General features: G+C 36.6%; 25 protein-coding genes. 11 read left to right on the top strand and 14 right to left on the bottom strand.

What is annotated here, in order from left to right; translation table 11 throughout:
- Positions 1-37: 37 nt before the first annotated feature.
- Positions 38-223, bottom strand: coding sequence for an NF038105 family protein (locus O1450_RS05160; protein WP_018677181.1), 186 nt, complete (start codon positions 221-223; stop codon positions 38-40).
- Positions 224-400: 177 nt separating this feature from the next.
- Here O1450_RS05160 and O1450_RS05155 point away from each other — a divergent pair, with 177 nt between their 5' ends.
- The 5 genes from O1450_RS05155 (at position 401) to O1450_RS05135 (ending at position 3,920) form a co-directional block, all read left to right on the top strand.
- The gene (locus O1450_RS05155) at positions 401-1,372 is read left to right on the top strand and encodes a class 1 fructose-bisphosphatase (RefSeq protein WP_269229946.1); all 972 of its coding nucleotides are present in this window, start codon (positions 401-403) and stop codon (positions 1,370-1,372) included.
- Positions 1,373-1,679: 307 nt separating this feature from the next.
- Entirely contained in the window at positions 1,680-2,456 is a 777-nt protein-coding gene (locus O1450_RS05150) for a TrmH family RNA methyltransferase (protein WP_241335284.1), read from the top strand.
- Between the two features lie 157 nt (positions 2,457-2,613).
- Positions 2,614-3,225, top strand: coding sequence for an RNA polymerase sigma factor (locus O1450_RS05145; protein WP_269230423.1), 612 nt, complete (start codon positions 2,614-2,616; stop codon positions 3,223-3,225).
- Positions 3,218-3,541 (top strand): hypothetical protein, encoded by a 324-nt coding sequence (locus tag O1450_RS05140; protein ID WP_269229945.1) that lies wholly within the window; start codon positions 3,218-3,220, stop codon positions 3,539-3,541. The genes O1450_RS05145 and O1450_RS05140 overlap by 8 nt, the downstream gene beginning before the upstream one ends.
- Positions 3,531-3,920 carry a DUF3106 domain-containing protein gene (locus O1450_RS05135; RefSeq protein WP_269229944.1) on the top strand — a complete coding sequence of 130 codons (390 nt, stop codon included), beginning with the start codon at positions 3,531-3,533 and terminating at the stop codon, positions 3,918-3,920. Before O1450_RS05140 ends, O1450_RS05135 begins: the two co-directional genes overlap by 11 nt.
- Before the next feature lie 95 nt (positions 3,921-4,015).
- On the opposite strand, the gene O1450_RS05130 is transcribed toward O1450_RS05135, so the two are convergent.
- From O1450_RS05130 to cxpE, 4 genes are all read right to left on the bottom strand, one after another.
- On the bottom strand, positions 4,016-6,478 hold the full coding sequence (locus O1450_RS05130) for a CSLREA domain-containing protein (protein ID WP_269230422.1): 2,463 nt from the start codon (positions 6,476-6,478) through the stop codon (positions 4,016-4,018).
- Positions 6,479-6,495: 17 nt separating this feature from the next.
- On the bottom strand, positions 6,496-8,382 hold the full coding sequence (gene rbtA, locus O1450_RS05125; RefSeq protein WP_269229943.1) for a rhombotarget A: 1,887 nt from the start codon (positions 8,380-8,382) through the stop codon (positions 6,496-6,498).
- A gap of 116 nt (positions 8,383-8,498) precedes the next feature.
- Positions 8,499-9,194 carry a DnaA regulatory inactivator Hda gene (hda, locus tag O1450_RS05120; protein WP_004661138.1) on the bottom strand — a complete coding sequence of 232 codons (696 nt, stop codon included), beginning with the start codon at positions 9,192-9,194 and terminating at the stop codon, positions 8,499-8,501.
- Between the two features lie 20 nt (positions 9,195-9,214).
- Entirely contained in the window at positions 9,215-10,408 is a 1,194-nt protein-coding gene (gene cxpE / locus O1450_RS05115) for a chloramphenicol efflux transporter CxpE (protein ID WP_269229942.1), read from the bottom strand.
- Positions 10,409-10,542: 134 nt separating this feature from the next.
- On the opposite strand from cxpE, the gene purM reads away from it, so the two are divergent.
- Together purM and purN are read left to right on the top strand one after the other, a co-directional pair.
- A complete protein-coding gene (gene purM, locus O1450_RS05110) occupies positions 10,543-11,613 on the top strand; it encodes a phosphoribosylformylglycinamidine cyclo-ligase (RefSeq protein WP_269229941.1) in 1,071 nt (356 codons plus the stop codon).
- The gene (gene purN / locus O1450_RS05105; RefSeq protein WP_269230421.1) at positions 11,610-12,239 is read left to right on the top strand and encodes a phosphoribosylglycinamide formyltransferase; all 630 of its coding nucleotides are present in this window, start codon (positions 11,610-11,612) and stop codon (positions 12,237-12,239) included. The genes purM and purN overlap by 4 nt, the downstream gene beginning before the upstream one ends.
- 28 nt (positions 12,240-12,267) lie before the next feature.
- On the opposite strand, the gene O1450_RS05100 is transcribed toward purN, so the two are convergent.
- From O1450_RS05100 to sppA, 3 genes are all read right to left on the bottom strand, one after another.
- The gene (locus O1450_RS05100) at positions 12,268-12,660 is read right to left on the bottom strand and encodes a hypothetical protein (protein ID WP_269229940.1); all 393 of its coding nucleotides are present in this window, start codon (positions 12,658-12,660) and stop codon (positions 12,268-12,270) included.
- A 67-nt stretch (positions 12,661-12,727) separates the two neighbouring features.
- Positions 12,728-13,522, bottom strand: a complete 795-nt coding sequence (locus O1450_RS05095) for an alpha/beta fold hydrolase (protein ID WP_269229939.1) — start codon at positions 13,520-13,522, stop codon at positions 12,728-12,730.
- Positions 13,523-13,710: 188 nt separating this feature from the next.
- Positions 13,711-14,733, bottom strand: coding sequence for a signal peptide peptidase SppA (gene sppA / locus O1450_RS05090; RefSeq protein ID WP_269229938.1), 1,023 nt, complete (start codon positions 14,731-14,733; stop codon positions 13,711-13,713).
- Positions 14,734-14,871: 138 nt separating this feature from the next.
- Here sppA and O1450_RS05085 point away from each other — a divergent pair, with 138 nt between their 5' ends.
- Positions 14,872-15,822 carry a lysophospholipid acyltransferase family protein gene (locus O1450_RS05085; RefSeq protein WP_269229937.1) on the top strand — a complete coding sequence of 317 codons (951 nt, stop codon included), beginning with the start codon at positions 14,872-14,874 and terminating at the stop codon, positions 15,820-15,822.
- 41 nt (positions 15,823-15,863) lie between these two features.
- Here O1450_RS05085 and O1450_RS05080 read toward each other — a convergent pair whose 3' ends face one another.
- From O1450_RS05080 to O1450_RS05070, 3 genes are all read right to left on the bottom strand, one after another.
- Positions 15,864-18,290: a DNA internalization-related competence protein ComEC/Rec2 gene (locus O1450_RS05080; protein WP_269229936.1), complete on the bottom strand. Its 2,427-nt coding sequence runs from the start codon at positions 18,288-18,290 to the stop codon at positions 15,864-15,866.
- Positions 18,291-18,377: 87 nt separating this feature from the next.
- Entirely contained in the window at positions 18,378-19,064 is a 687-nt protein-coding gene (gene lolD / locus O1450_RS05075; protein WP_269229935.1) for a lipoprotein-releasing ABC transporter ATP-binding protein LolD, read from the bottom strand.
- Positions 19,057-20,292 (bottom strand): lipoprotein-releasing ABC transporter permease subunit, encoded by a 1,236-nt coding sequence (locus O1450_RS05070; RefSeq protein ID WP_241335272.1) that lies wholly within the window; start codon positions 20,290-20,292, stop codon positions 19,057-19,059. Before O1450_RS05070 ends, lolD begins: the two co-directional genes overlap by 8 nt.
- 25 nt (positions 20,293-20,317) lie before the next feature.
- Here O1450_RS05070 and O1450_RS05065 point away from each other — a divergent pair, with 25 nt between their 5' ends.
- On the top strand, positions 20,318-20,905 hold the full coding sequence (locus tag O1450_RS05065) for a PilZ domain-containing protein (RefSeq protein ID WP_269229934.1): 588 nt from the start codon (positions 20,318-20,320) through the stop codon (positions 20,903-20,905).
- Between the two features lie 17 nt (positions 20,906-20,922).
- Here O1450_RS05065 and O1450_RS05060 read toward each other — a convergent pair whose 3' ends face one another.
- The gene (locus O1450_RS05060; protein WP_269229933.1) at positions 20,923-21,816 is read right to left on the bottom strand and encodes a DMT family transporter; all 894 of its coding nucleotides are present in this window, start codon (positions 21,814-21,816) and stop codon (positions 20,923-20,925) included.
- Between the two features lie 7 nt (positions 21,817-21,823).
- Complete coding sequence (locus O1450_RS05055) at positions 21,824-22,294, bottom strand: YaiI/YqxD family protein (RefSeq protein ID WP_018677160.1); 471 nt, start codon at positions 22,292-22,294, stop codon at positions 21,824-21,826.
- A 221-nt stretch (positions 22,295-22,515) separates the two neighbouring features.
- On the opposite strand from O1450_RS05055, the gene O1450_RS05050 reads away from it, so the two are divergent.
- A complete protein-coding gene (locus O1450_RS05050) occupies positions 22,516-23,454 on the top strand; it encodes a hypothetical protein (RefSeq protein ID WP_269229932.1) in 939 nt (312 codons plus the stop codon).
- A 36-nt stretch (positions 23,455-23,490) separates the two neighbouring features.
- Positions 23,491-23,634, top strand: a complete 144-nt coding sequence (locus O1450_RS05045) for a hypothetical protein (protein WP_018677158.1) — start codon at positions 23,491-23,493, stop codon at positions 23,632-23,634.
- A 68-nt stretch (positions 23,635-23,702) separates the two neighbouring features.
- On the opposite strand, the gene serC is transcribed toward O1450_RS05045, so the two are convergent.
- A complete protein-coding gene (serC, locus tag O1450_RS05040; protein WP_269229931.1) occupies positions 23,703-24,782 on the bottom strand; it encodes a 3-phosphoserine/phosphohydroxythreonine transaminase in 1,080 nt (359 codons plus the stop codon).
- Positions 24,783-25,029 lie beyond the last annotated feature (247 nt).

Raw genomic sequence — 25,029 nt, 5'->3', positions numbered from 1 at the left:
TGCTCACATGATGTGAGCATTTTTATTATCACTTTAATTATGATGAAGACTCTGGCTTCGGCTGAGGTTGCATCGACTCAATCATATCGTGTTTATTAAACTCTTTATATTCAGGCTTTGCTTCATACTCTTTCCAAGCATCTTGGACATTTTCTTTCGAAATCGTATCTAAGCTAATTGATTCGCTTGGCGTGGGGGTAGCTTCAAATTTTTTGGTTGACATCGTTCCTCTCCAAACTTCCTGTTTAGTATCCGACCAACATAGCATGTAATAGAATACTTGTAATCATAAAAGCAACATAAATAAAGTAAGATAATTTCTATTTTTGAGCGATCTCATCTAGAATAGCCACATTCTTTTTCTCAATTCTTTGACGCGGCTAAATCGGAGCGATTCAATATGTCAAACCTTACATTGTCCCAATATTTAGAACAACAAAATGGGAATTTGACACCAGAGTTGGCACAAGTCATCGAAACAATTGCTGCAACATGCCAAACGATTGACCAAGCACTACAAAAAGGTGCTTTGGCTGGCATCTTAGGTAGTGCTGGCAATGAAAATGTTCAGGGTGAAACTCAAAAGAAATTAGATGTTATTTCTAATGATTATCTGATTGATGCATTAAAAGCACATCCACAAGTAGGTGGATTAGCTTCTGAAGAGTTAGATGACTTCACACCTGCTCAAGAAAATGGCAAATATTTAGTGTTATTCGATCCACTCGATGGTTCGAGCAACATCGACATCAACATGTGTGTGGGTACAATTTTCTCAATCCTTCCTGCTCAAAATTCAGTGACTCAATCGGCTGACTTTATGCAAGCAGGTACAGAACAAGTCGCTGCTGGTTATGTGCTTTATGGCCCATCAACAATGCTCGCACTTACTGTTGGTGCTGGTGTTGCATTCTTTACATTTGATCCAATGTCTCAAGCATTTCTACTTACAACTGAACAAGTACAAGTTTCAGCAGATACACAAGAATTTGCCATCAACTCATCAAATCAACGTCATTGGGAAAATCCAGTGAAACGTTATATTGATGAACTACTGGCTGGAAAAACATCAGTCCGTGAAAAAGACTTTAACATGCGTTGGGTCGCATGTATGGTCGGTGATATCCACCGTATCTTATGTCGTGGTGGTATCTTCCTTTACCCTTATGATTTAAAAGATCCTAAAAAAGCAGGTCGTTTGCGCTTAATGTATGAAGCAAATCCAATGAGCATGTTAATTGAACAAGCTGGCGGTGCTTCTACGACAGGTCGTGTTCGTATTATGGAAATCCAACCGACAGAATTACACCAACGTGTCCCTGTTATTATTGGTTCTAAAAATGAAGTTGAACGCGTAACAAGCTATCATTAATCGGCTAAAATTTATTTTGAAGTTTTAATCGTTAGAAGCATCATTACTCATAACTTGAGTAAACCAAAGCAACTCAGGCTTTGGTAAAAATAAAGATGATTTAGGTTTTACTGAGCTTGCGCTACGTTATTCATAGCGCAAGTTTTGCTGAATTTCTCTAACAGAAAAATAGGCAAAACCCGTATCAAGTTGAAATATATCAACTGAAATATCAGACACAGTACCCCCTCAAACAAGATGAGAACTCGGCATAACACCTCATCGTCATCACATTAGTTAAATGTCTTATTTTATTGAGTATATTTTCATGGCAGTCATTTTTTTAGAATCAAAAGACAATGCGAAAATTAAACATTTGCGTGGATTAATTGAACTCAACAGCGCTCGAAAAAAACATCAACAAACCGTTCTAGAAGGCACACATCTCTGCTTAGCATGGCTACAACAACAGAAAAAACTTTTTTCTTTATTTACAACAGAACAAGCACTAGAACATGCTGATCTACAAAAAGTAATCGAATTGCACCAAGGCCATGTATTTGTGATTAGTGAAGTGCTCTATAAAGATTTGAGTACTTTAGGCACAACACTACCTTGCTTAGCAATTGTCGATCTCCCGAAAACATCATTAACAATTGATTTTAAAGCTGATACTTTAATCTTAGAAAATGTTCAAGACCCTGGAAATGTTGGTACGCTATTGCGTTCGGCTGCCGCAGCCAATATTAAACAGGTAATCTGTACACAAGGCTCTGCTTCACTTTGGTCACCACGAGTTCTCAGAGCAGGTATGGGCGCTCACTTTAGCCTACATTGTTTTGAAAACTTTCAATTAACAGATATTCTTCCTAAATTTCAAATCCCTGTGTTTGTTACAAGCTCACATCAGTCTACAAATTTATACACAAAGGATTTAACACAAACATGTGTCTGGATTTTAGGCAATGAAGGACAAGGTGCGAGCGATTATGCTTTAGAACATGCTCAAGCTGTTGCTATCCCCCAACCTGGTGGACAAGAGTCTCTCAATGTTGCGATTGCAGGTTCAATTTGCTTTTTTGAAATGGTTCGCCAACGTCAATAAAAACGTTAAATTATTTTAAATACGATTTTTTTAATGAAAAAATCCATTACACTCATAAAATAATTGCTTAAGTTGTCAACGCATCCACCATTTTCAACGTTATATGATTAATGAATTGAAATAATGGTGGGTATCCATGACAGGATTTTCCATCTCTATGGATTTAGCACCGAAACAGGCTCGAACTGAAAATGGTACTGATTGTAGTACGGTTGAACAACGTCTGCGTTTTTTTATGCAAGACGTTACAGGTCGTGCACTTGTGATGATGGAAAGTGCAACACAGGGACAGCAAGGCATTGCGATGGATTTGGTACAAGAAGCCTTTATCTCATTGCATAAATCATATTCAGATAAAAGTATTGAAGAATGGTATCCATTGTTTTATACCATTTTAAATAACAAATTACAGGATTGGAGGCGCAAAGAAGCGCGTCGAGCGACTCCTTTCTCATTATTCAAAAAAATTAGCTTAGACGATGATGAGGAAGTTGTTGATGTCGTAGATGAATCTACGCCAAATCCATTCGAATTTCTAACCCAAGAAGTCACAATGGATGAAATCCAAACAGCAATTAATCAATTACCAGTACGTCAGCAACAAGCATTTATGTTAAGAGCCTGGGAAGGTTTTGATACGGCAACCACCGCTCAAATTATGAATTGCAGTGAAGGTAGTGTAAAAACCCATTATCATCGTGCAATCCAAGGGCTTAGAACTGCTTTAGAGCATTTAAATCCACATACGGGAGGGTCATCAAATGAATAAAGATGAGTTCACTAAATCAGTGACTTCCAAACTCGATCAACTAGCAAAAGAGCAACATCACAAAAAAATGTTAGTGATGAACCATGTTCTAGACACTATTCAAAAGAAACCAACCTCTTATTATAGTCTGTGGAAAATGGGAGGCTTTGCTTTAGCAGCAGCTCTTACTGGCATCGTTGTATTACCAAGCTCTCTACAACTGACCGATAAACCACAAAGTCAGGTCGTCGTAAATCCAAAACTTTCACCACAAATGGTTGAAGATATGGAAATGTTGATGGTACTTGGTGAGGATAAAGTTCCACATGGCAGCTAAGAAAATAGCAATTGTTGTGTGTACACTCAGCTTACTTCAAACAAGTTTTGCTGGTTCTGAGCGTTTTTGGGTGTTCTCAAAATCAAATAAACCAACCGCAGAAGAAGCTTGGGATGATTTATCTCCAGAAGAACAACGTGTTCTCATTAAACGTTACCAAAGCCTAAAAGAAATTCCAACAGACCAAAGTTCTCAGCTACAACAACGAATGGAGTGGTTTACCCAGCTTCCAGAAGATGAAAAACAAAAAATGCGTGATGTTTGGCAAAAACTGGGAACTCAAGAGCGTAATACTTTGCGTAAACGTATGCAAAATGCCACTGCCGAAGAAAAAGTAAACATCCGTGAAGAATATTTAAGCAAATACTCTGAACACTAATTACTTTTAAATATTACTCTTTTGCTATATGCATTTAATTTATAATTTGAAAGTATAAAAAAGAGCGCTTTTAAAGCGCTCTTTTTTATTCAATCTTACTTTTTATAACGACGATATGCTAGTAAACCCAACAAACTTAATGCAGAGAAAATACCCATACTCCCTCCGCCGCTTTTCGCAGGTCGAGTATCATCTGAGGTGGTTGCAGTACTAATAACTTTCACGGTTGCTTTATTTGAAAGCATAGGTGTTTCATCATTATCATAAACTTGATAATTAAATTCATAATTAAACTTATTAAATACGTTTACTTCTTGAATATAAATATTTCCACCATAGCAAGTTTGCTCTTGATCTGGTACAGGGCAAGAACCTTCACGATCAGCAGTTACTTTTAAATTCGTTTTAGGTACATTAGACAAACGGATTGGTAATTCAACACCTTTGTCATTTTTCCAGAAAGGAGATTTATTAGGATTACTTTCTGGACCTGGACCACCTTCACCAGTGTCACCATTATCATTCGCAAAATTCAATAAATTTAGCGTGGCTGTTTCTTTTTGCTGATACTTCAAGGTAACAGATGTATCTTTGGCCTCAGGAGCAATATTGTTAAAACGGGCTTTGATTAAACCTGAAGATTCGACAGATGTTGCACTACCTGGCTTAGACTTAATTGTATATTTACAGAACTCCTTATCACCGGCCTGAGTAATACTCCCATCTTTACGATAAAGAATTATTTGACCTAAATCTTTATTCCATAAGCAAACTAAATTTGGATCTTTTCTTTTTGGGTCCTTATCAATATCAGCTAGACTTTCAATCTGCCCTCTCAATAAAGGCTCAGTTGTTACGTCATATAAATCTTTATCGAAGAATTTTAACTTGTGAGTACCATCAGCTTGCTCAACTTCTTCTGGCAAAGGTAATTTGTAATTTTTCAAATCAATATAAATTGCACGATAATGTAAATTAGCTTTTGTCTTTTCTAAAAGATTTTTATAGATTTCGAGATTTTCTTTATCTGATGTGAGAAGACCAGAATCATCAGGATTTTTTACTAAATAATCAAAATCATCAACTTTTTTCTGATAACCTGCTACAAGAGCCGAGATAGAAGTGTTAGATAAATCCTCCAAATCACCCGCAGTAAATTTCATCAACTCCACTGCACCAATGTCACAACTGTTACGACTACTAGGATTATAATACAAAGTTCCATCTGCTATTCGCGCAATTCCTCGTTGATCGAGTTGACTACATCCATCTGCCCCTAGTTTACTTACATCAACTAATTCTGAATTTTTCTGCGGATAGTACAACCGCATAAATGCTGTATATTCAGTTGGTTCTTGTATCGGACCAAGTAATTCTCTAATATTAGAGATAGAACTTACATCGACATTCTGATTATTTGTTGTTGGTATAATATCATCTGGTAAGTCACAAATATTAGAACCAGTTTTTGCTATAGCATTATAGTCTGCAATAATTTTTGCATCTTTTAAATCCGATGCTTTACCTAGTAAATAACGACATGCATATTGACTAGTATTATGAGAAATAATATTAAATGTTAAACTCTTAGAGCCTAAAGCATCATACAAAAAAACTGTATTTGCAGTATTTTCAACAATCGTATTACTATTTAGTGTTAAACCACTACTTTTACTTAAAATACTTGATGTATTATTATCTGCATTACCAGCTTTAGTATCACCACTAAATTTAATTAAATTTCCAGTAGCTATATTAACTGTATTTTTAGAAATCGTATTCGTATTTAATATTGCTGTTGGTTCACCACAAAGTTCTAACATACTACTCGAATTAGCAGTTCCATTATTAGTCAAACTACTATAATTAATCGTTATTGGTCTTTTAGGATACTTTTGATCATTAATACAAGTCATTCCTATAATGCTACCTTTTGGCGCATTATTACCATCAATTAGACTATTCGAAACAGTTAAAGACGCTGATGAGCCAGCAAGATATATAGCACCACCCTCAATGTTTGATTGAGAATCTAAAATTTGAGTATACTGAAGACTTACATTATTACCAGCATAGATTGCACCCCCTTCAGTTGTTGCTCGCCCTCCTTTTAAAGTGACATAGTTAAGAGCTAATGTTTTTCCACCAACTGCTGTATTAAAAATACGTGAGTTATGATTCGCATCAATTATTGTTTTAATGGGAGTCTGAGCTGGATATTGATTAGTAATTACATTCTTTTTTTCCCAATTTGCTGGTGTAGCACCCAAAATCACTACATCTACCATAGGTGCTAATTCTTTATTTAGAACATAAGTCCCTTCTTCAAGCTGAATCTGTTTTGTAGTAGAGGGTAAGATATCAGAAATTGTACAACCACCAAAAGGCGTACGTCGTTTAGCTGTTTCTATCGCCTCTCTTAATGAACATGCATTTGCGTTCTCGCCATCTTCATCAGCAAAAGTTGTTACTTTAATAGTATCATCGCTAGTTGCAGCAATTAATGGCATTGTCGCAACAACTAAGGTAGCTAATATCCCTTTTTTATAATTTTTCATCATTAAATCATCCCTAATTAAGCTTTATTACGTCGTAAGCCAATTAATCCCAACAATATGAAAATTGCAGAAAATCCAATACCTCCCCCACCAACATTAACAGTTTTACTTTCAAAGTTATTTGGTGGATCTTGGACAATTGTCGCAGGAATAGTCAGATAGTAATTCGACACATCATTAAAACGTGTAGTCGTAGTAATAATGCGCATATTAAACTTATCAGCACCATGCCAATTTCCATTAGGTATATAAATCACATTTCCATCTTGATCTAATGTTAATTTCCCTTTAGATGGAGTTTGTGTTTGTACAATTTCCAAACAACCTGGTTGCCACGGTTGTCCATTCTTGTCTTTTTCCATATTTAAAATAGCTTTACAAGACTCTTGATCTAATAGCTCACCATCCAATAGGTCATCAGCAACACTAAATTTAGCGACTTGACCATATAAAATATCTTGACCTGCAATCGAAATGTTCCCACGATCAACAATTAATTCAACTGAACCTAAATCACAAAACTCATCATAACCACTTCGATTTTTTCCTCTTTGGTCTACCGTCTCACAGCCAGCAAAACCAACTGTCGTACCATCACTATAAATACGTCCTTTATTTACAATTAATGAATCTGAAAGTTTAAGATAAGACATTAATAAACGAGGTCTAAAAAAACCTAACATTTGATCTTTCGGTGTATAGTAAGGACATAATAAACCATCAGCAGGCGGTGCGTTACAAACACCTTCATCATTTACACCACCAGCAATCAATTGATGTTTCGGATCATTTTTATTCCAAATAGAATTTGGACGATTTGCTGGAGCATTTAAATTACATTCTGCACCAACTAAATTGCTTTGTATTACAGACTCATCACCGCCCGCTAAGGTACAATTTTTGTCATTATTATCAACAATAATACTATTAGAAATATATGCACTTGGAATTTTTTTGGTCGTAGTAGTTGTACCATTGGTAATTCTAGAAGTCCATTGAGGTGCTTGCAAGTACAAACCAGCGGCATTTTTGATCATTGTTATATTATTTAGAATCATACCTTCACGAATATTGGCAATAAATCCACCTTTATTATGAAAAATAGTTGTATTTCTTAGACCTGAAATACCTGTGGTTAATGCTGCACCAATTGTTTCATCAGTAAAACCAGTTTGAACATATAATATCGCTCCCTCTGGAGATGAACTGCCTTCATTATCTCTAATTACAGATTGAGAGATAATATATCGTGGCATTTCGCTATAAATTGCCGCACCTTTATCCGCTTTATTATTTTGCAGAAGAGTATTATTTAAATTAACAAAACCTGCTGTTTTTTGAGTGCTTGAATAAATACCTGCATTATAAATAGCACCACCTCTAGTAGCTAAACCATCTGTTAATTTAGAATACTTTATGCTTAGTGCTTCACGATTATAAATTAAACCACCATCATTAACCTTACTTGATGATCCTTTTAAATTTAATTCATTAAAAAAAACTTCAATTAATTCTTTTTCTACGCTCCCATCATCGATTAAAAACAAACGATCATTACCAACCATTTTTATCGTAGGATTATTTAAACCAAACTTATTATCATTAAAATTACCACTACTTGCAGCGTTAATCGTTAACGAAGCCTTGATTTCTAAAGATTTATTTAGTGTATATTCTTTATCACGTTCTAGGATAATAATCGATGAAGCATCTTTATTACCGCAACCATGATAACCATTTTCAAATTCTTTTTGGGTACGATTATTTAAGAATGTTACAGCTTCACGTAATGAACAAACGGTATCATCTTTGTCTTCATCAACTAATGTTGTAACTTGAATATCCGCAGAATATACATGTCCAGTAATCGCAAATAAAGCGCAGGCAAGCGTCCGTTTGAGCATACCGTTCTCCTTCTATTTTTCATTTTTCTTAGTATTGCAAACTACAAATTTGCAACGACATTCCTTTGTGCGTACTTTGTCATAGCTGTCAAAATTACTCAAGAAATTTTATGCGATTAGTGATATTCATCAATCAGAGCAAAAATTTGCTTAATCGTTGTATTTGAGAGCTTTGTTTTCTCACCTTTCAACATCTTTTCAAGTTGGGCTAATGTCTGTAATAAAATAGAAGCTTGATGTGGCCCATTACTCAACAAATAATCAATAATTTGTTGGTCAAAATGAATTCCTCGCCTAGTCATGACAGAGTGTAATAAAGCCTGTCGATCCGTATATGAGCTTCCATTTGGTACTTTGACACTCACCGCTTGAGTCAGTCTCGACTGTAAGTCAGGTAATTCTAATTTTAATTCTATCGGCGCTACACGAGATGAAAAGACCAGTTGTCCCTCATGATTATTCATTAAATGAAAAACAGCTTTTTGCCAATGAGGTACACCACTAATTGCATCAATATCATCTAATGCCACTAAATCATAAAATTCTAATGAAGTAATCGCTTCAATTGGTGCATCTAATAATTCTAATAATGAGACTTTTATTGCTCGACGACCTAATTCTAAATATGAATCACAAATTGCAGAGAGTAAATGACTTTTACCAGTACCAGCACCGCCATAAACATAAAAGCGATTTACCAGTCCAGTATGTAACTGTCGTATCGCATCAACTACATGACCCCAGCCTGGCCCCGAGAAATCGCTAATTCGCGCATCGAGCTGTGGTTCTATATCTAGTTGTAGTTGACGCATATCGTTAATTTGTTCCTCAATTACTTTAGATCATTTGAATGTGAAGTTTCGCTATCTTGAGAGTTTTTAATCTCAATATCAAGTTCTACATCACCAGCATCAACATTTATACGTTGAATTTCACCATGTGGAATACTGACCTCTATTGGATATCCGTAAAACCGGCTTTTTTCGTAATTATCTCTTACGTGTTTAAGTAACACGACGATCACAGCCGCTACAGGCAAAGCAATCAGCATCCCTAAAAAACCACCCAGTTGAGCACCAGCTAGTACCGCAAATACAACGGCAACAGGAGATAGACCAATTTTGTCACCAAGTAAGAAAGGCTGCAAAATATATCCTTCGACCATTTGCCCAATCATAAATACAATACCCACTAAAAGTAACTGCATCCAATCAAGACCAAACTGGAATAATGAAGCAATCACGGCCGCGATAATACCAACACCAAAGCCTAGGTATGGGATAATACTGGCCAAACCAGCAATCATTCCAATAATTAAACCAACTTCTAAACCAATGATTTGCAGGCCAACGGCATACACTATTCCTAATAATAGCATTACGAGGAACTGACCTTTAACAAACGCTCCAAGCACACTATGACATTCACGAACAATCACTAAGGTTGATTCTTCATATGGACGAGGTATTAAACGACGCATACTTTGCAACATTCTTTCCCAATCAAGTAAGAAATAGAATGAAATGATAGGAATCAAAATAAATACGCCACCTAATTGAATAAAATTCAAACCAGATTGTGCTAAACGTAAAGCCATGACTTGAATACTATCTGCACTGTAATTCGTTTGAATGTATTCCATAATTGCTTTAGAAATCTGTTCTGTATCCAACTCCATTGGGACAACATTAAAAGTATGGGATACCCAAGGTAGAAATGTCGCATTTACCCAATGTATACCAGCTGGAATACTATCTCGCGCATAGATTAATTGCTTCCAAACCAATGGAACAAGGAACCATAAAACAACTGTTAAGGTTACGCCAATCCCAACAAAGACGAGACTGATCGCCAACCAACGAGGTAATTTAATTTTTACAAGGACATCTACAAGGGGACTAAAGAGATAGGCAATAAAAAAAGCGCCAACAAATGGTAATACAACTGGTTTTAATAGATACAACACCCAAAGTAGTAATGCGAGTCCTGCGAGGATAAAGATACGACGTAGTACCTGATCTTGCATAAAATCTAGCCTTTTTTCGTGTAATCGTTATAAATGGAAAAAAAATTTAATTAAAGATAGCATTTTCGAGCATAAATAACATAAGAGTTTCGTATATTCAGGTTATAATCTGCCGCCAATGCGGAGACTTCACTATGAGCAACTCAACTTCTACCCCAAATACTGGTTTAAGCTATAAAGATGCGGGCGTCGACATTGAAGCGGGCGACGCACTGGTCGATCGTATCAAATCAGTCGCAAAACGCACGACTCGTCCTGAAGTAATGGGCGGTCTTGGTGGTTTCGGTGCACTATGCAAAATTCCAAAAGGCTATGAAGAACCTGTATTGGTTTCTGGTACAGATGGTGTAGGTACAAAATTACGTTTAGCGTTAAACCTAAATCGCCATGACACAATTGGTCAAGACCTTGTGGCAATGTGTGTAAACGATTTACTCGTTTGTGGTGCTGAACCATTATTCTTCCTAGACTACTATGCAACAGGTCATTTGAATGTTGATGTTGCAGCAAATGTAGTAACGGGTATTGGTAAAGGTTGTGAACTTGCTGGCTGTGCACTTGTTGGTGGTGAAACTGCTGAAATGCCAGGTATGTATGAAGGCGAAGATTACGATCTTGCTGGTTTCGCTGTTGGTGTAGTTGAGCATAGTAAAATTATTGATGGCACTAAAGTAAAATCTGGTGATGTACTGATCGGTGTTGCATCAAGTGGTGCTCATTCTAATGGTTACTCATTACTACGCAAAATTTTAGATGTTAAGAACGTTGATTTAAATCAAATCGTTGATGGTCGCCCACTTGCAGATGTTGCAATGGAACCAACACGTATTTATGTAAAACCTGTTTTAGAACTTTGCAAACAAGTTGATGTGCATGCAATGGCACACATTACTGGCGGTGGTTTACCAGGTAACTTACCTCGCGTTCTTCCAAACGGCGCACAAGCTGTCATTGATGAATCAAGCTGGGAATGGTCTGAATTATTCCAGTTGTTACAACGTGAAGGTAACGTAGAACGTTTTGAAATGTATCGTACATTTAACTGTGGCGTTGGTATGGTAATCGCTGTTGATGCGAGCGAAGCTGATAAAGCAATTGACCTATTAAATACTCTAGGCGAAAAAGCATGGAAAATTGGTCATATCCAAGAAAATGCTGAATCAGTTGAAGGTGCAGACGAAAAAATTCGCGTGATCTTTGCATAATGAGAATTGCTGTACTTGTCTCAGGCAATGGTAGCAACTTACAAGCCCTGATAGATGCAAATCTATCGGGGCAAATCATTGGTGTACTCTCAAATAAAGCTAATGCCTATGCATTGCAGCGTGCTGAGAAAGCCAATATTGCAACCGCTGTTATTTCACATAAAGATTATCCAAATCGAGAAAGCTTTGACGATGCGATGCATCAGCAATTGCTTGCTTGGGAAATTGACTTAGTCATTCTTGCAGGTTTTATGCGTATTTTAACACCAAACTTTGTCAGCAAATGGCAAGGTAAAATGTTAAATATCCATCCCTCTCTCCTCCCTGTTTATAAAGGGATTAATACACATCAACGCGTATTAAATACTGGAGATCGCCTGCATGGTTGCACCGTTCATTTTGTCACTGCTGAACTTGATGCTGGACAAAGTATTGCGCAATCTGCAATTCAAGTAAGTTTGCATGATACTGTAGACAGCCTAGCGCAACGTGTACATAAGTTGGAACATTTTATCTACCCTCAAGTTGCAGAGTGGTTATGTAACGGTCAACTCACTTGGACAAACGGTCAAGCCTATTTCAATAAAAAACCTTTAGAACGACCAATTCAGTTTGCTCAATTCTAAAAATAAAACGCATCTTCGGGTGCGTTTTTTACGTTCTGATATGCTGCTGTGAATTTAGCATACCGACAGTCAATAGATTGAAAAGTATCCAGTTAAATGGCAGCCCAACCTCCCAAAAATAAAATAAATCTACAGGAATAATGAGAAAAAATACAAACCATCTAAAATATTTTTTATATTGCGTTTGATTGCATAAAAATGCAAATAAAACAGGAAATATATCAACAATAAAAAATAACCAAATGAATGGATGTTGTACCAAGCGTCCTGCGACTGTATTTAAACTTAACCACAATAATTCTTGTGTTTGTTGATAATAAAAATACTGCACACCATAGAAAAATAGAATAAGCACCGCATATGCGCCTAAAGCATAAACTTTCCATTTCTTTTCTTTGCAAATTATTTGAATAAATCGCATTTCTTATTTTCCATTTATTCAACCAAGTCTTTTTATAATGCACTTGGTTGAATTTACTATTTTTAGCTTATTTATTAATCAAACTTCTAACTTTTTCCACAGTTTCAATCGGATGCTCTAATGGGAACATATGTCCACCATTAACAACTGAAAAAGGAATACCCAATTTCCGTTTAGCAACTTGAGGAAGTTTTTCTTTTAAGAACACACTATCACGACCAACAACCAAATGAACAGGTACTCTAGGTTTTGGCATAGGTAACCACCACATCGATGGTGTCGTTCTAAACATTGCAACCTCATCCACTTTCGGAATGGTTAAAGTCACTCCACCCTTCAATGGATCATTGCTCAAAGCATGCTGAATATAAGCTTGAAAGCAATCTGCATCAAAGTGTTGATAAAATCCTCTTGAACTCAACAGCTCTGCGGCTTGTTCACGAGACTCCCAATGATCACGGCGACGTACTGATAGACCTGCTGGCGTAATTTTATCGACCAATTTAGGTTTAAACACTTTAGCAAGATGAAAAGCAAATGATGCTTTACCAATAATAAATGGTGGATCCAGCATAATCACTTGAGAAAACAACTCAGGACGACGATAAGATGCCATTAGCGTTAATACAGAACCTAATGAATGCCCTAGACCAATGACTTTTCGACCTTGTGATTGCTGCACAATACTATCAATAATTTGATCAACTAAATGCCGCCACCCATGCGTAATTGGATAACGTTTATCAGTGCCAATCTCTGCAACATAAATAATGTCATATTGATCTTTTAACTGCTCAAATAGCTTCTGATAAACTTTAGAAGGAACACCATTGGCATGTGCAAAATGAATCAAAGGTTTCATAAGCTTGTCTTTTAATTTATGTGTTGATGGGTCGATTATCTCGCGCTGCAAATGCTTTGCAATTTAAAAGGGAGAACTGTCCAGTTACGTTTAAAATAAAAAAGGCTGTGAATGATCACAGCCTGAGTATGAACAATATATTTTTCAATAAAGCCAAGCTTTAATCGAAATACACGACTATCTATACATTATTGTATTTTTGCGTTTTGTTGGGTTTCCAATTGTGCTGTAAGAGAACTGCTAATCCCCTCACCAATTTTCGTACCCATACGCCCTAAAATAGACTCTAATGGATTACGTTGAACGGTATAATCCACTTTCTGATCTACTTTAAGATCACGCATCAACGTAGTAATACTACCACTACGATCTGCAATCCCAAGTGCAATCGCTTGCTCACCTGTCCAAAATAAACCAGAGAAAATTGCAGGATCATTCGATTTCAAACGTTTACCACGACCTTCTTTGACTGCATTAATAAAGTGTGTATGCACATTATCTAAAACCGCTTGTACATGTGCTTGCTGTGCAGGATTGATTGGTTTCGTCATGCTCAGAATATCTTTATTATTCCCAGAAGTTAAAGTACGGTCTTCAACACCTAGTTTTTGTGCTAAACCACTCAAACCATAATTCGGCATAATCACACCGATTGAACCAACCAAACTTGATGGGTTCACAATGATCTCATCTGCCGCAGAAGCAATATAGTAAGCACCTGATGCACCCATATCACCAATCACAGCATAGACTTTTTTATCTGGATGTTGTTTTTTAAGGTAGCGAATCTCTTGCCAAATCTCATCAGATTGCACTGGTGAACCACCAGGAGAGTTAATATTTAGAACAACAGCTTTGCTTCCATTCGCCTCAAATGCACGATTTAATGCCTTATTGGTATCTTCGCTATTGACTGTAGATTGACTGCTTGACGAGTCAATTGTTCCAACAATATCAACAACAGCTAAATGGTCACTGCTAACATCCGTGGTTGATTTCTCTGCTGAGGTCGAACAGCCTTTAGTCATTGCAATCAATACGATAAGTAAATATGCAAAACCTAAGCATTTAAAAAAGATGCTCCAACGGCGGCTACGACGTTGTTCTTCGACAGAAGCCAAAACAGCTTTTTCTAAAATCTGCCATTCTTTGCCTGTCACATTATTGCTATTTGTAGGTTCATTTTGTGGTTTTGGTGGCCAATCGGACATAAGATTCCAATCCAATGTATTGTAAAGTGAATTTATTATATACGCTGATTTATAGAAAACTGTTTAAATAACTTGTTTTAACTTATAATTATTTTATACGTTATACTCTCCTCTTGTAATTTTTTTAATGTTTGATATATGGCACACCCCAAATCAACAAATAGTAATTACCGTCTCATACAATTTCTGAGTCATCAACCACTTCAATTAGGTCGTTTTATCGCACGCTTTGTTGCGTTATTGCTCAATAGCTTCCAGCTTTCTAAACTCTCAAAAATTATACAATTGAATTTACAGATCGCATTCCCTGAAGCATCTCAACAAGAAATAAATCAATTAAAAAAACAAGCCATTAAAAATGAATTAACCTCTTATTTTGAATTTGTGAGCATTTGGGGAGCTTCAAATGAGAAAAATATTCAGCGCATTCACAAGATTCATAATGAGCATTATTTTCACGAAGCCCTCGCAGAGAAAAAAGGACTTGTCCTGATTATGCCTCATTTGGGTACTTGGGAAGTGATGAATGCATGGCTATCTAAACATACTCAGATGACTATCCTTTATAAGCCTGTGAAAAATCCTGATGCTGATCGTTTTGTTCGTGATGCACGTAGCCGTAATCAAGCGAATTTAGTACCCACTGATGAAAGTGGAGTTCGTCAGATTTTTAAAGCATTAAAACAAGGTGGTACAACTGTTATTTTACCTGATCACACCCCTGATCACGGTGGTGAAATGATTAAGTATTTTGGTATTCCCTTAGCATCGAGTAGTTTAAGCGCAAAGTTAATTCAAAAAACAAAAGCACGAACTTTATTCCTTTATGCTTTGAGGAATGAACAAGGTGGATTTGACATACATATCGAGCGTATCAATCCTCAAATTTATGAAGGCAATGCCGAAGATGGTACGCTTATTATTCATCAAACTTTGGAAAATTTAATCCAACGCCTTCCAATGCATTATCACTGGAGTTATAAACGATTCAGTGCAAACCCTAGCCTACACAAAATTTATGATATTGATGTCAACGAAGCTTTAGCAAAAGTTGCTGAAGTTCGTAAGCAAGAAAATATTCAGCTTTAATCCTATAAATATTGTGATATGAAAATATTACAATATTTAAGTTATTTTCTTTCCAACCATTTAATTTGTTGTCTTTGCTGCCTTAGCTCAACCTGACCATTTTCAAAAACAAAACGAATTGTCCCTGCTTCAGCCGTAGTTAACAATGGAATGTGTAGTGCCTGTAGACGATTTTTCAACTCTTGACTGGGATGACCATAACGATTATCAAACCCTGCCGAGGCAATCGCAAGCTTAGGTTTTAAAGTCGCTAAAAAATCATAAGCAGAACTATGTTTACTCCCGTGATGTCCCAAGATCAAAACATCTACTTTTAAATCGGGATATTGTTGCATTAATTTATATTCAGCCTCCCAACCTGCATCTCCCATGATTAAGAAGTTTTGATAAGGCTGGGCATTTAAAAACTGCAAATACACCACACAGGAATACTCATTTTGCTGATCCTTTGCATGAGTAAGCTCATCTGATTTAGGGGATAGAATTTCAACTTTTAGATTTTGATAGGACCAATGCTGACCTTGCTGACAAAATGAGAAATTATTTTTGAACTGCATTTTTTGGTCATATTCATTTGACTGTACTTGAGATATTTCAAAGTTTTTTTGAATAATAGGAAAAGCACCACTATGGTCTTGATCAAGATGAGATAAGATTAAATGGTCGATATGGCGTACACCTTGTTGCCGTATAAATGGAATAACAACCCGCTCTCCTAAACTAAATTTATTTTCATTGTAAGAACCCCCTGTATCAATCATAAAGATTTGTTCGGGATGTTGTAAAAATACAGCTTGCCCTTGTCCAACATCTAAAATATTTAAAACCGTAGGTTGAGTCTTTACACCTATACATATAGGTAAAAAACAAATCAATGCCCAAGCTTTAGGAATCGTCCCCCTCGGCATAAATAAAATAAGCATACCAAGGGTTAGAGATACCATCATTAAGGGTGTATAACTTACCCCATATAAATGCGGTGCAATATGTTGCAAGATGTCTAAAATTGACATCAATATAGATAATAAAAAATCATTAATTTGAAATAAAAACTGTCCTAATGCAGGAATGATGAGCCAAATACATGCAGCCAAAATATCCAATGGCACAACGACGCCACCAAGTAAAGGAATTGCAATTAAGTTACTTATAGGTGCAATCCAAGAAACTTGCTGAAAGAAAATCAAGACCAATGGTAATAAGGCGATAAAGATCTTAGATTGCGATTCAACCAAAACTTTAGCAGCTAAAAATATTTTTTGAGTCCACGTAATAGGCTGATCTTGCGGTAATTGTGCAATGGTTTGATAAACTCTAAGTAGAATAAAACACGCACCATATGACAGCCAAAAACCAGCGGATAGAATACTAAAAGGATCAAAAAGTAATAATATACTGGCACTATAGATCAATAAGCTAAATGGGCGAATCGATTGACGAAAGAAGAGAAAAATACTTGCAAGCAAAGCAGTCAATAAAGTTCTGATTGCTGGAATCTCAAAACCAACAAATGCCACATACACCAGAACACTGAGTAAAAATGGCAATAATAATAAAATTTGTCTAGGCTGCCATAAGTATAAATGTGGACAGTAATGCTGTATGAGACGTTGTATCAACCAAGACAACATGAATGCAAAAATCAACACATGTGGACCAGAAATCGCTAACAAATGCGAAATTCCAAGCTGTTGAAATTGTTGTTTCAATGTATTGGATAACAGGCTTTCATCACCTGTTAGCAAGGCTAAAAGTAAACCTTTGTGCTGAAGCTTAGATGCTTGTAACATTTGCCGAAATTCTAAACGTTTCATCTCAACGCTTAATAAAAATTTAGCAGAAAAGCTTTGCTGTTGCTTTAAGTGACCTTGATAACCCAAACGGTAAATTTCATCAAAGCTTAAAGGTTGAATAGATTGCACTGAAAATGCAGACATTATATTTTGCTGCAAAAACCATTTTTCCTGATCAAATGCACCCACAACAGCATAACTATGCGCTGGTTTAATTTGACCATGAACTCGATAATAATGACCTAACTTTAAGCTTTGTTTCTGATTAAACTGATATTTGTCTTGTTTTAAATAAAGTAACCAGTTAACAGGTTGCTTATGTCGATTAAGTACTTCAGCAATTTGTTTATGACCATCATCACTCAATTCATCTATGCTTTTAATATAAACAATTGCTTCATAGGATTGTGATTGAAACTCTTTTAATTGCAGTCTTTGTTCTAATGCGGAATCTGCAAAATGATATCCTGTTGTAAACAATCCCCAGCTTGCACTGAGTAAAATAAGTGCTTTATAAAAAGGTCGATAAAAATAGGATTCTTTCTTGTATATGCAAAAGCTAAAGATCAGGATTGCAATAGCCAACCAAATCCACCATGTCAGCTCGATAAAATCAAGATGAAATCCCATGACTGCAATACCAGCAATCCAGCCCAATAAAATAATTTTTAACATGTAATTTTTTAATTAAGTTTTTGATTTTTCTGAACGCAAAATTAAAGCCCGTTTTCAGGGCTTTAACAAGAGATTAAACAAAATAAATTATTTTGGATCAATCCATAAACCATCTTGCATATGCAAAATCGAATCTGCTGATTGAGCCAATTGCTCATCATGAGTCACGATTAACATCGCCATATTCAGCTCTTTTTTGAGATCAGTCAGCAATTCAAAAATACTCAATGCTGTTTTACGATCTAAATTACCAGTTGGTTCATCTGCTAATACAACTGCAGGTTTCGTCACTAATGCACGCGCCAAAGCCACACGTTGACGCTCACCGCCCGATAATTCACCGGGTTTATGATCTAAACGATGCGATAAACCGACACGATCAAGTAGATATTCTGCTTGTCTTTTAACATCCTTATAACTACTTTCACTACGTAGCATCAAAGGCATGGCTACATTTTCTAAAGCAGAAAACTCAGGCAACAAATGGTGAAATTGATAAACGAAACCTAAATATTGATTACGCTTATAACCACGCTCTGCTTCGCCTAAATTATCAAAACGCTGCCCTTGTAAAAAAACTTGACCTTGCGAAGGTTGCTCTAGACCACCAAGCGCATGTAATAACGTACTTTTACCTGAACCACTAGAACCGACAATGGAAACAAATTCGCCTGCTTTTACTTGAAGTGATAAACCTTTAATCACTTCAACTTTGCTTTTACCATCATCAAAATGCTTATAAATATCTTTGGCTTCTAAGACGATCTTACTCATAACGTAATGCCTCAGCAGGTTGAACTTTGGCTGCACGTAATGCAGGATAAATTGTCGCCAAAAAGCTCATCAATAATGAAACAGTAACAATTACCGTAACATCTTGCCATCTGAGATATGAAGGCAGATAGTGAACAAAATAGGCATCAAACAAGTTCAAACCTAGAGCAGTATTGAACCAAGAAATAATATCACTAATGGTCAATGCTAAAGTTACACCTAACACTGTTCCTGCAATCGTTCCAATGACACCAATCACTGTGCCTTGTACCATAAAAATTTTAGTGATCATGGACGGTGAAGCACCTAGAGTTCGCAGAATCGCAATATCAGATTTTTTATCTGTTACGACCATCACTAAAGATGAAACGATATTAAATGCAGCAACTACAATAATCAGAACAAGAAGTAAACCCACTAAGGTTTTTTCCATCTGAATCGCATTGAAAAGATTACCGTGCGTATACGTCCAATTCGATGCGTAGAAATTACTTGGTAGTTGTTTCACGATATCATCTGCAACCGATGGTGCAGCGAAAATATCATCTAACTTTAACCGCACACCTTGTGCACCATCAGGTAAACGCAAAAGTGTTGATGCATCATTTAAGGCGATATAACCCACCATCGAATCAACTTCTGCGCCTACACTAAAAATTCCCACGACTTTAAAACGTTTAAAGCGTGGTACCACACCTGCTGGTGATGGTGTTGCCTCTGGCAAGACTAAGGTAACATTGTCATTTAAACCGAGACCAAGCGCATCGGTCATGTCCTTCCCAAGAACAATACCAAACTCACCTTTCTTCAACGCATTTAAATCACCAGCCACCATATGATTTTGGATAATTGAAACCTTCTTTTCATATTCAGGCTCGATTCCTGTCACCATAATTCCTGCAACCTGCCCTTGAGCGGTTAACATCCCTTGCAATTGAGTAAATGGTGCAACACCTGTCACATGCGGATGGTGTTCAACTCTTTTTACAAGCTCAGGCCAATCTGTTAGTATCTGAGTAGAAGAAACTGTGGCTTGTGGAACCATTCCAAGAACACGATTTTTTAATTCACGGTCAAAACCGTTCATAACAGAAAGTACTGTAATAAGGACAGCAACGCCAAGGGTTAAACCGATCATGGAAACCAAGGCAATAAAAGAAATAAAATGATTACTTCGCCGAGCACGAGTGTATCTCAACCCTATATACAGCGAAATTGGCTTAAACATACCATCTAGTCCGAGGTGATTTATTATGGAAAATTCACAACATCAGCTTGTTGAGGACAACTCTGAACGTCGAGTGATGTCTCGTATTGATGCTGTGTTAAGAATCAACTATCAAGTCATTCCTGACGACGTTGCGCTGAATGATCCTTATGATTCTCACTTTGTATTGCCACGCTATTTTCTACTACTTGCTGAATTAGATCAATTTGATCATGCATTTCGCTACGAATTAGAACAATTAAATGAAAAAGATCAACAAATTGCTCGCATATTATCCCTTTTCAATCAAAAACTGAATCTGATTACTGGGTCTTTTTACGACAATATCGTGCAATCCCTACTACCAGTACCTGAACAAGTTAACTTTTCCGAGAATGGCTTGAGCTTCTTCAGCTCACAATATCTTAATGAAGGAACCTACATTCATATTACGTTGAGTCATCCTGAAAACTACTTTCATATCGCAGCAACTGCTCAAGTTGCTTACAGCTCAGCAGATGAACAAGGTAAATTCCGTATTGGTGCTTATTTCATTACCCTTAATCCACAAGATCGTGCCAAATTAGCGGAAAGTATTCAAGATTCACAACAAACTGAGAGCAACCCAAATTAAATATGAAAACGTCGTTTTCATATTTTCAAACGGCGATAGGTATTAAAATCTTTATAAAAATAAACACACAAACCTAATAGAATGATGCTTGCCCCAACAAAAACTTGTGCAGATAATTGTTCATGATTGAGGTAGGCACCTATGAGTATTGCCAACATTGGGGTCATCACCGTCGTCAGTGACAAGGTGGTGGCTTTCAAATTTTGTACCAACTTAAAATAACAAAACATCGCAATTAATGAAGCCATTACAACAGTATAAGTCAATGCTAACAATGATTTTGTCGAAGGAAAATGCGTTGGTGCATGTTGCCAAATCCAAGGGAGTAATAATATGGCTAAGATTGTTGAAACCAAAATTGAACCGGTTGCTTGAGCCATCGGTTGGACATCAGCATTGATTTTTTTCACCAGAAAAATAGAAAGCGAATATGCAAAAACACTCATCAGCATGAAAACAATACCTATCGGCTGCACATGCTTTTGACTTCCACTCAGACAAATCATCGCTAATCCAATAATTGAGGTTCCCATCCCCAACCACTGCAAACTCGCTAACTTTTGTTGAAAACCAAATCTTCCAATCAGCCCAGCCATGATCGGAGCTAAGCCAAACATCAATGCAATCAACCCAGAACTTAAATAAGGTGTTGCTGCATAAGTAAAAATTTGGGAACCGATCAAGCTTAAAGAACCTGCGATATAACTCAATAACGCGACTCTATGTCTTGGAAATTCGATTTTTAACAGTAGCAATACAAGCACTGCCAAAGGCAAAGCGATAAAGAAGCGTAAAACCAATGCCCACATTGGGTGTAGATCGGCCACACTCCACACAATTGCTAAAGGTGTGGTCGCCCAAATAAACACAAGCAAACCATAAGTGAGCATTAAATTAATACGTGATGGCATATTCAGCTCAAGAAGCAGTTTTGCGTTTTTGTTTGAAAATCGTTTGATCTAAAGAACTCGAAAACTCACGTTTATCTCGTTCTGAAATAGGCGGTGGTCCTCCTGTTTGGACACCTGCTCCACGCAAAGTATCCATAAAGTCACGTAAATGCAGACGTGCTTTGACATTTGCTGTCGTATAGACTTCACCCCGAGGATGAATTGCGATTCCACCTTTTTCAATCACTTGTGCTGCAAGCGGAATATCCTGTGTAATGACAATATCATTCTCTTGCATACGATCTACGATTTCTTTATCTGCTTGATCTGCCCCACTCATTACCTGAATCGAATTAATCCGTAGAGATGGCGTAATCCCAACATTCTGATTAGCGACAAAGGTAACTTCTAACTGATAACGATCAGACGCACGTAAAATCACTTCACGTAAAATTTTAGGTAAAGCATCCGCATCTACCCATAATTTAAATGGCAGCACGTTGGCACAAGCTCATAAAAATAAAAATATAGTGTAGCAGATTACGGTAAAAGTAGAGTTAGCATCATTCGACTAATTGCTGTTATCCATTTGATTGATTAGATTTGAGATCAAAAACAGAAATTTGAATTAATTTTTAATGAATTACATATCCAGACTTGAAAAATGGATGTTACCCTCGATTTAATAGAATAAGTTCAATCTTTTTAGCATCATGCTTTATGAAAAATCAAAACAGTCCAGAAACTATTAAAATTCAAGATCAAAATTTCGGTAATCATGTTGAGCATTGGAACTTACTGACAGATACACCTGAAACTGATGTTCCCAAATGGTTAGGATTGGCACTTGATGCACCTGTCATGCCGATGGGCCTATGTGAAGATGAACAAGAGATGGATCAAGCATTTTGGTTGATTCAGGGACCCAGTGGTCAAGCAATATCTATTAATCAAATTATTGCGGTTGAAAATCAAAAACCACGCGCATTAAAAACAGCCTTCCCAAGTTTTGAAAGCCCATATAAATATGAGGCAAATATTGAGCGTATTATTACCTGTAATTCGGCTACCCAAGCCGTATTACGTCTAAGCTTAAATAAAAATACGGTTATTTACGCATTTGATAATTTATTCAGTGTGAATAATGCTCAATATGATCAAAATCAAACTTATCAAGTTCAATTTAATGCTTGGGCATATGAATTAGAAACTGTTGCTGAAAATGAGAAAATCATTGTTGATGACCCTGCATCGATTAAACATCATCGTGCTTTAAATGCTATTTTGGCTGAACATAATGGTGTTGCACCAGAAAACTTACAGGAGCTGATTAACGACTGGCAACCACAAACACCTGAAGATCACGAACCTGTAACCGTTGATTTTTCTAAAATGGTGGCATATTTGTATGGTGAAACATTAGGTCAAGAAGATGAAGCTTGGTTCCAAGGTAATATCGTTGGCAAAACAACCATGCAATTTATGCAAGATGAATATACACTGTATGATGTGACCTTAGTTTTAGAAGATGATTTACCTGCAATTTTAATTCGAATTGCAACAAAAAATGATTTGTATAAAAACTTTAACATTGGCGAATATATTCGCGGCAACCTATGGATTCAGGCGAATATTTATGCTAAAACTGGTATAAAGTGACAAAAAATCACATAAATTGCATTTCTAGGCGTTCTAATGAAAATTATACCAGAACAAACGACCACCAGTCTGCTTCATGCAAGTGATCACGGGCTTAAACTTGATGTTGGCGCATTTTGCTTTTTTTTGTTAGGTATGTTTCTAGCTGCGCTCATTTTTCATCATATTGGCTTATTCTGATTATTAGACCAAGATTATATGTATAAAAAAAGCTCTCAATGATGAGAGCTTTTTTTATACTTTATTGCTTAACCATGACGTTTCGCGAACTCATCCATAAAGTTAACTAATGCCTGTACACCTTCTAATGGTACAGCATTGTAAATACTGGCACGCATACCACCCACAGAACGGTGACCTGCTAGATTCAGCAAATGATTTTGCTCAGCTTCTTTTAAGAAAAGTTTCTCAAGTGCTTCATCTGCAAGCGTGAATGGCACATTCATCATTGAACGATTCGGAATCGCGATTGGGTTGTTATAAAAATCACTAGAATCAATATAACCATAGAGTAATTTTGCTTTTTCTTGGTTGACTTGATACATGGCATCTACCCCACCCTGTTCAAGTAACCATTCAAATACGAGACCTGATAAGTACCATGCATAAGTCGCAGGTGTATTCACCATTGAATCATTCTTGGCTTGGTCTGAATATTTCAAGATACTTGGAATTTCAGGTTTTGCTTGATCTAATAAATCATCACGCACAATAACGATCGTTAAACCTGCTGGGCCAATATTCTTTTGTGCTCCAGCATAAATTAAACCAAATTTGCTGACATCTAATGGCGCAGACAAAATGCTTGAAGAAAAGTCACATACCAACGGCGTATTAACGTCTGGTACACCTGCAAATTGTAGACCACCAATCGTTTCATTATCCGCATAGTGCACATAAGCAGCATCATTTGAAAGATTCCAAATGCTTTGCTCAGTAATGGCATGTTTTCCATCAATGAGCGTACCCGCTTCAATTACATTGATATCTCCATAACGTTTTGCTTCTTTCAACGCTTTTTCAGACCAAATACCAGTATGAATATAATCAGCTTTCGCATTCTTGCCGAGCAAGTTTAAAGGAATTGCTGAAAATTGAAGCGATGCTCCACCTTGTAAGAACAATACTTTATAGTTCTCAGGAATGTTCATGAGCTTACGCAAATCTGCTTCAGCTTTTTCCGCGACAGCAACATAGTCACTACTACGATGACTCATTTCCATGATCGACAAACCTTTACCTTGCCAATCCAACATTTCTTGTTGAGCTTTCTCTAAAACGGCAGTAGGTAATGCAGCAGGACCAGCGCAGAAATTATAAGCACGCATGAGTTTTCCCTTGTCAAAGTGAAACAAATTGAAATGGGGATTTAATCATAGATTAGCGAAGGTTGCAGCAGCTTATCGAGTAAATATTTAAATTTTCGTGTAAAAAACATATATATCTTTTTAATCTGCTTTTGATTATTTTGATGCATTTTATTCACTGATCACAGTTTAAATCCCATTCTTCTTTATAGATTAAAAACTCTATTTTTTACAAATTCAATACACCAATTGAAGTGATATAACTATT

This window comes from Acinetobacter sp. TR11, from assembly GCF_027105035.1.
Lineage (GTDB): Bacteria > Pseudomonadota > Gammaproteobacteria > Pseudomonadales > Moraxellaceae > Acinetobacter.
The sequence above is the reverse complement of the archived record's forward strand: the minus strand, read 5'-3'. Positions and strand labels throughout refer to the sequence as shown.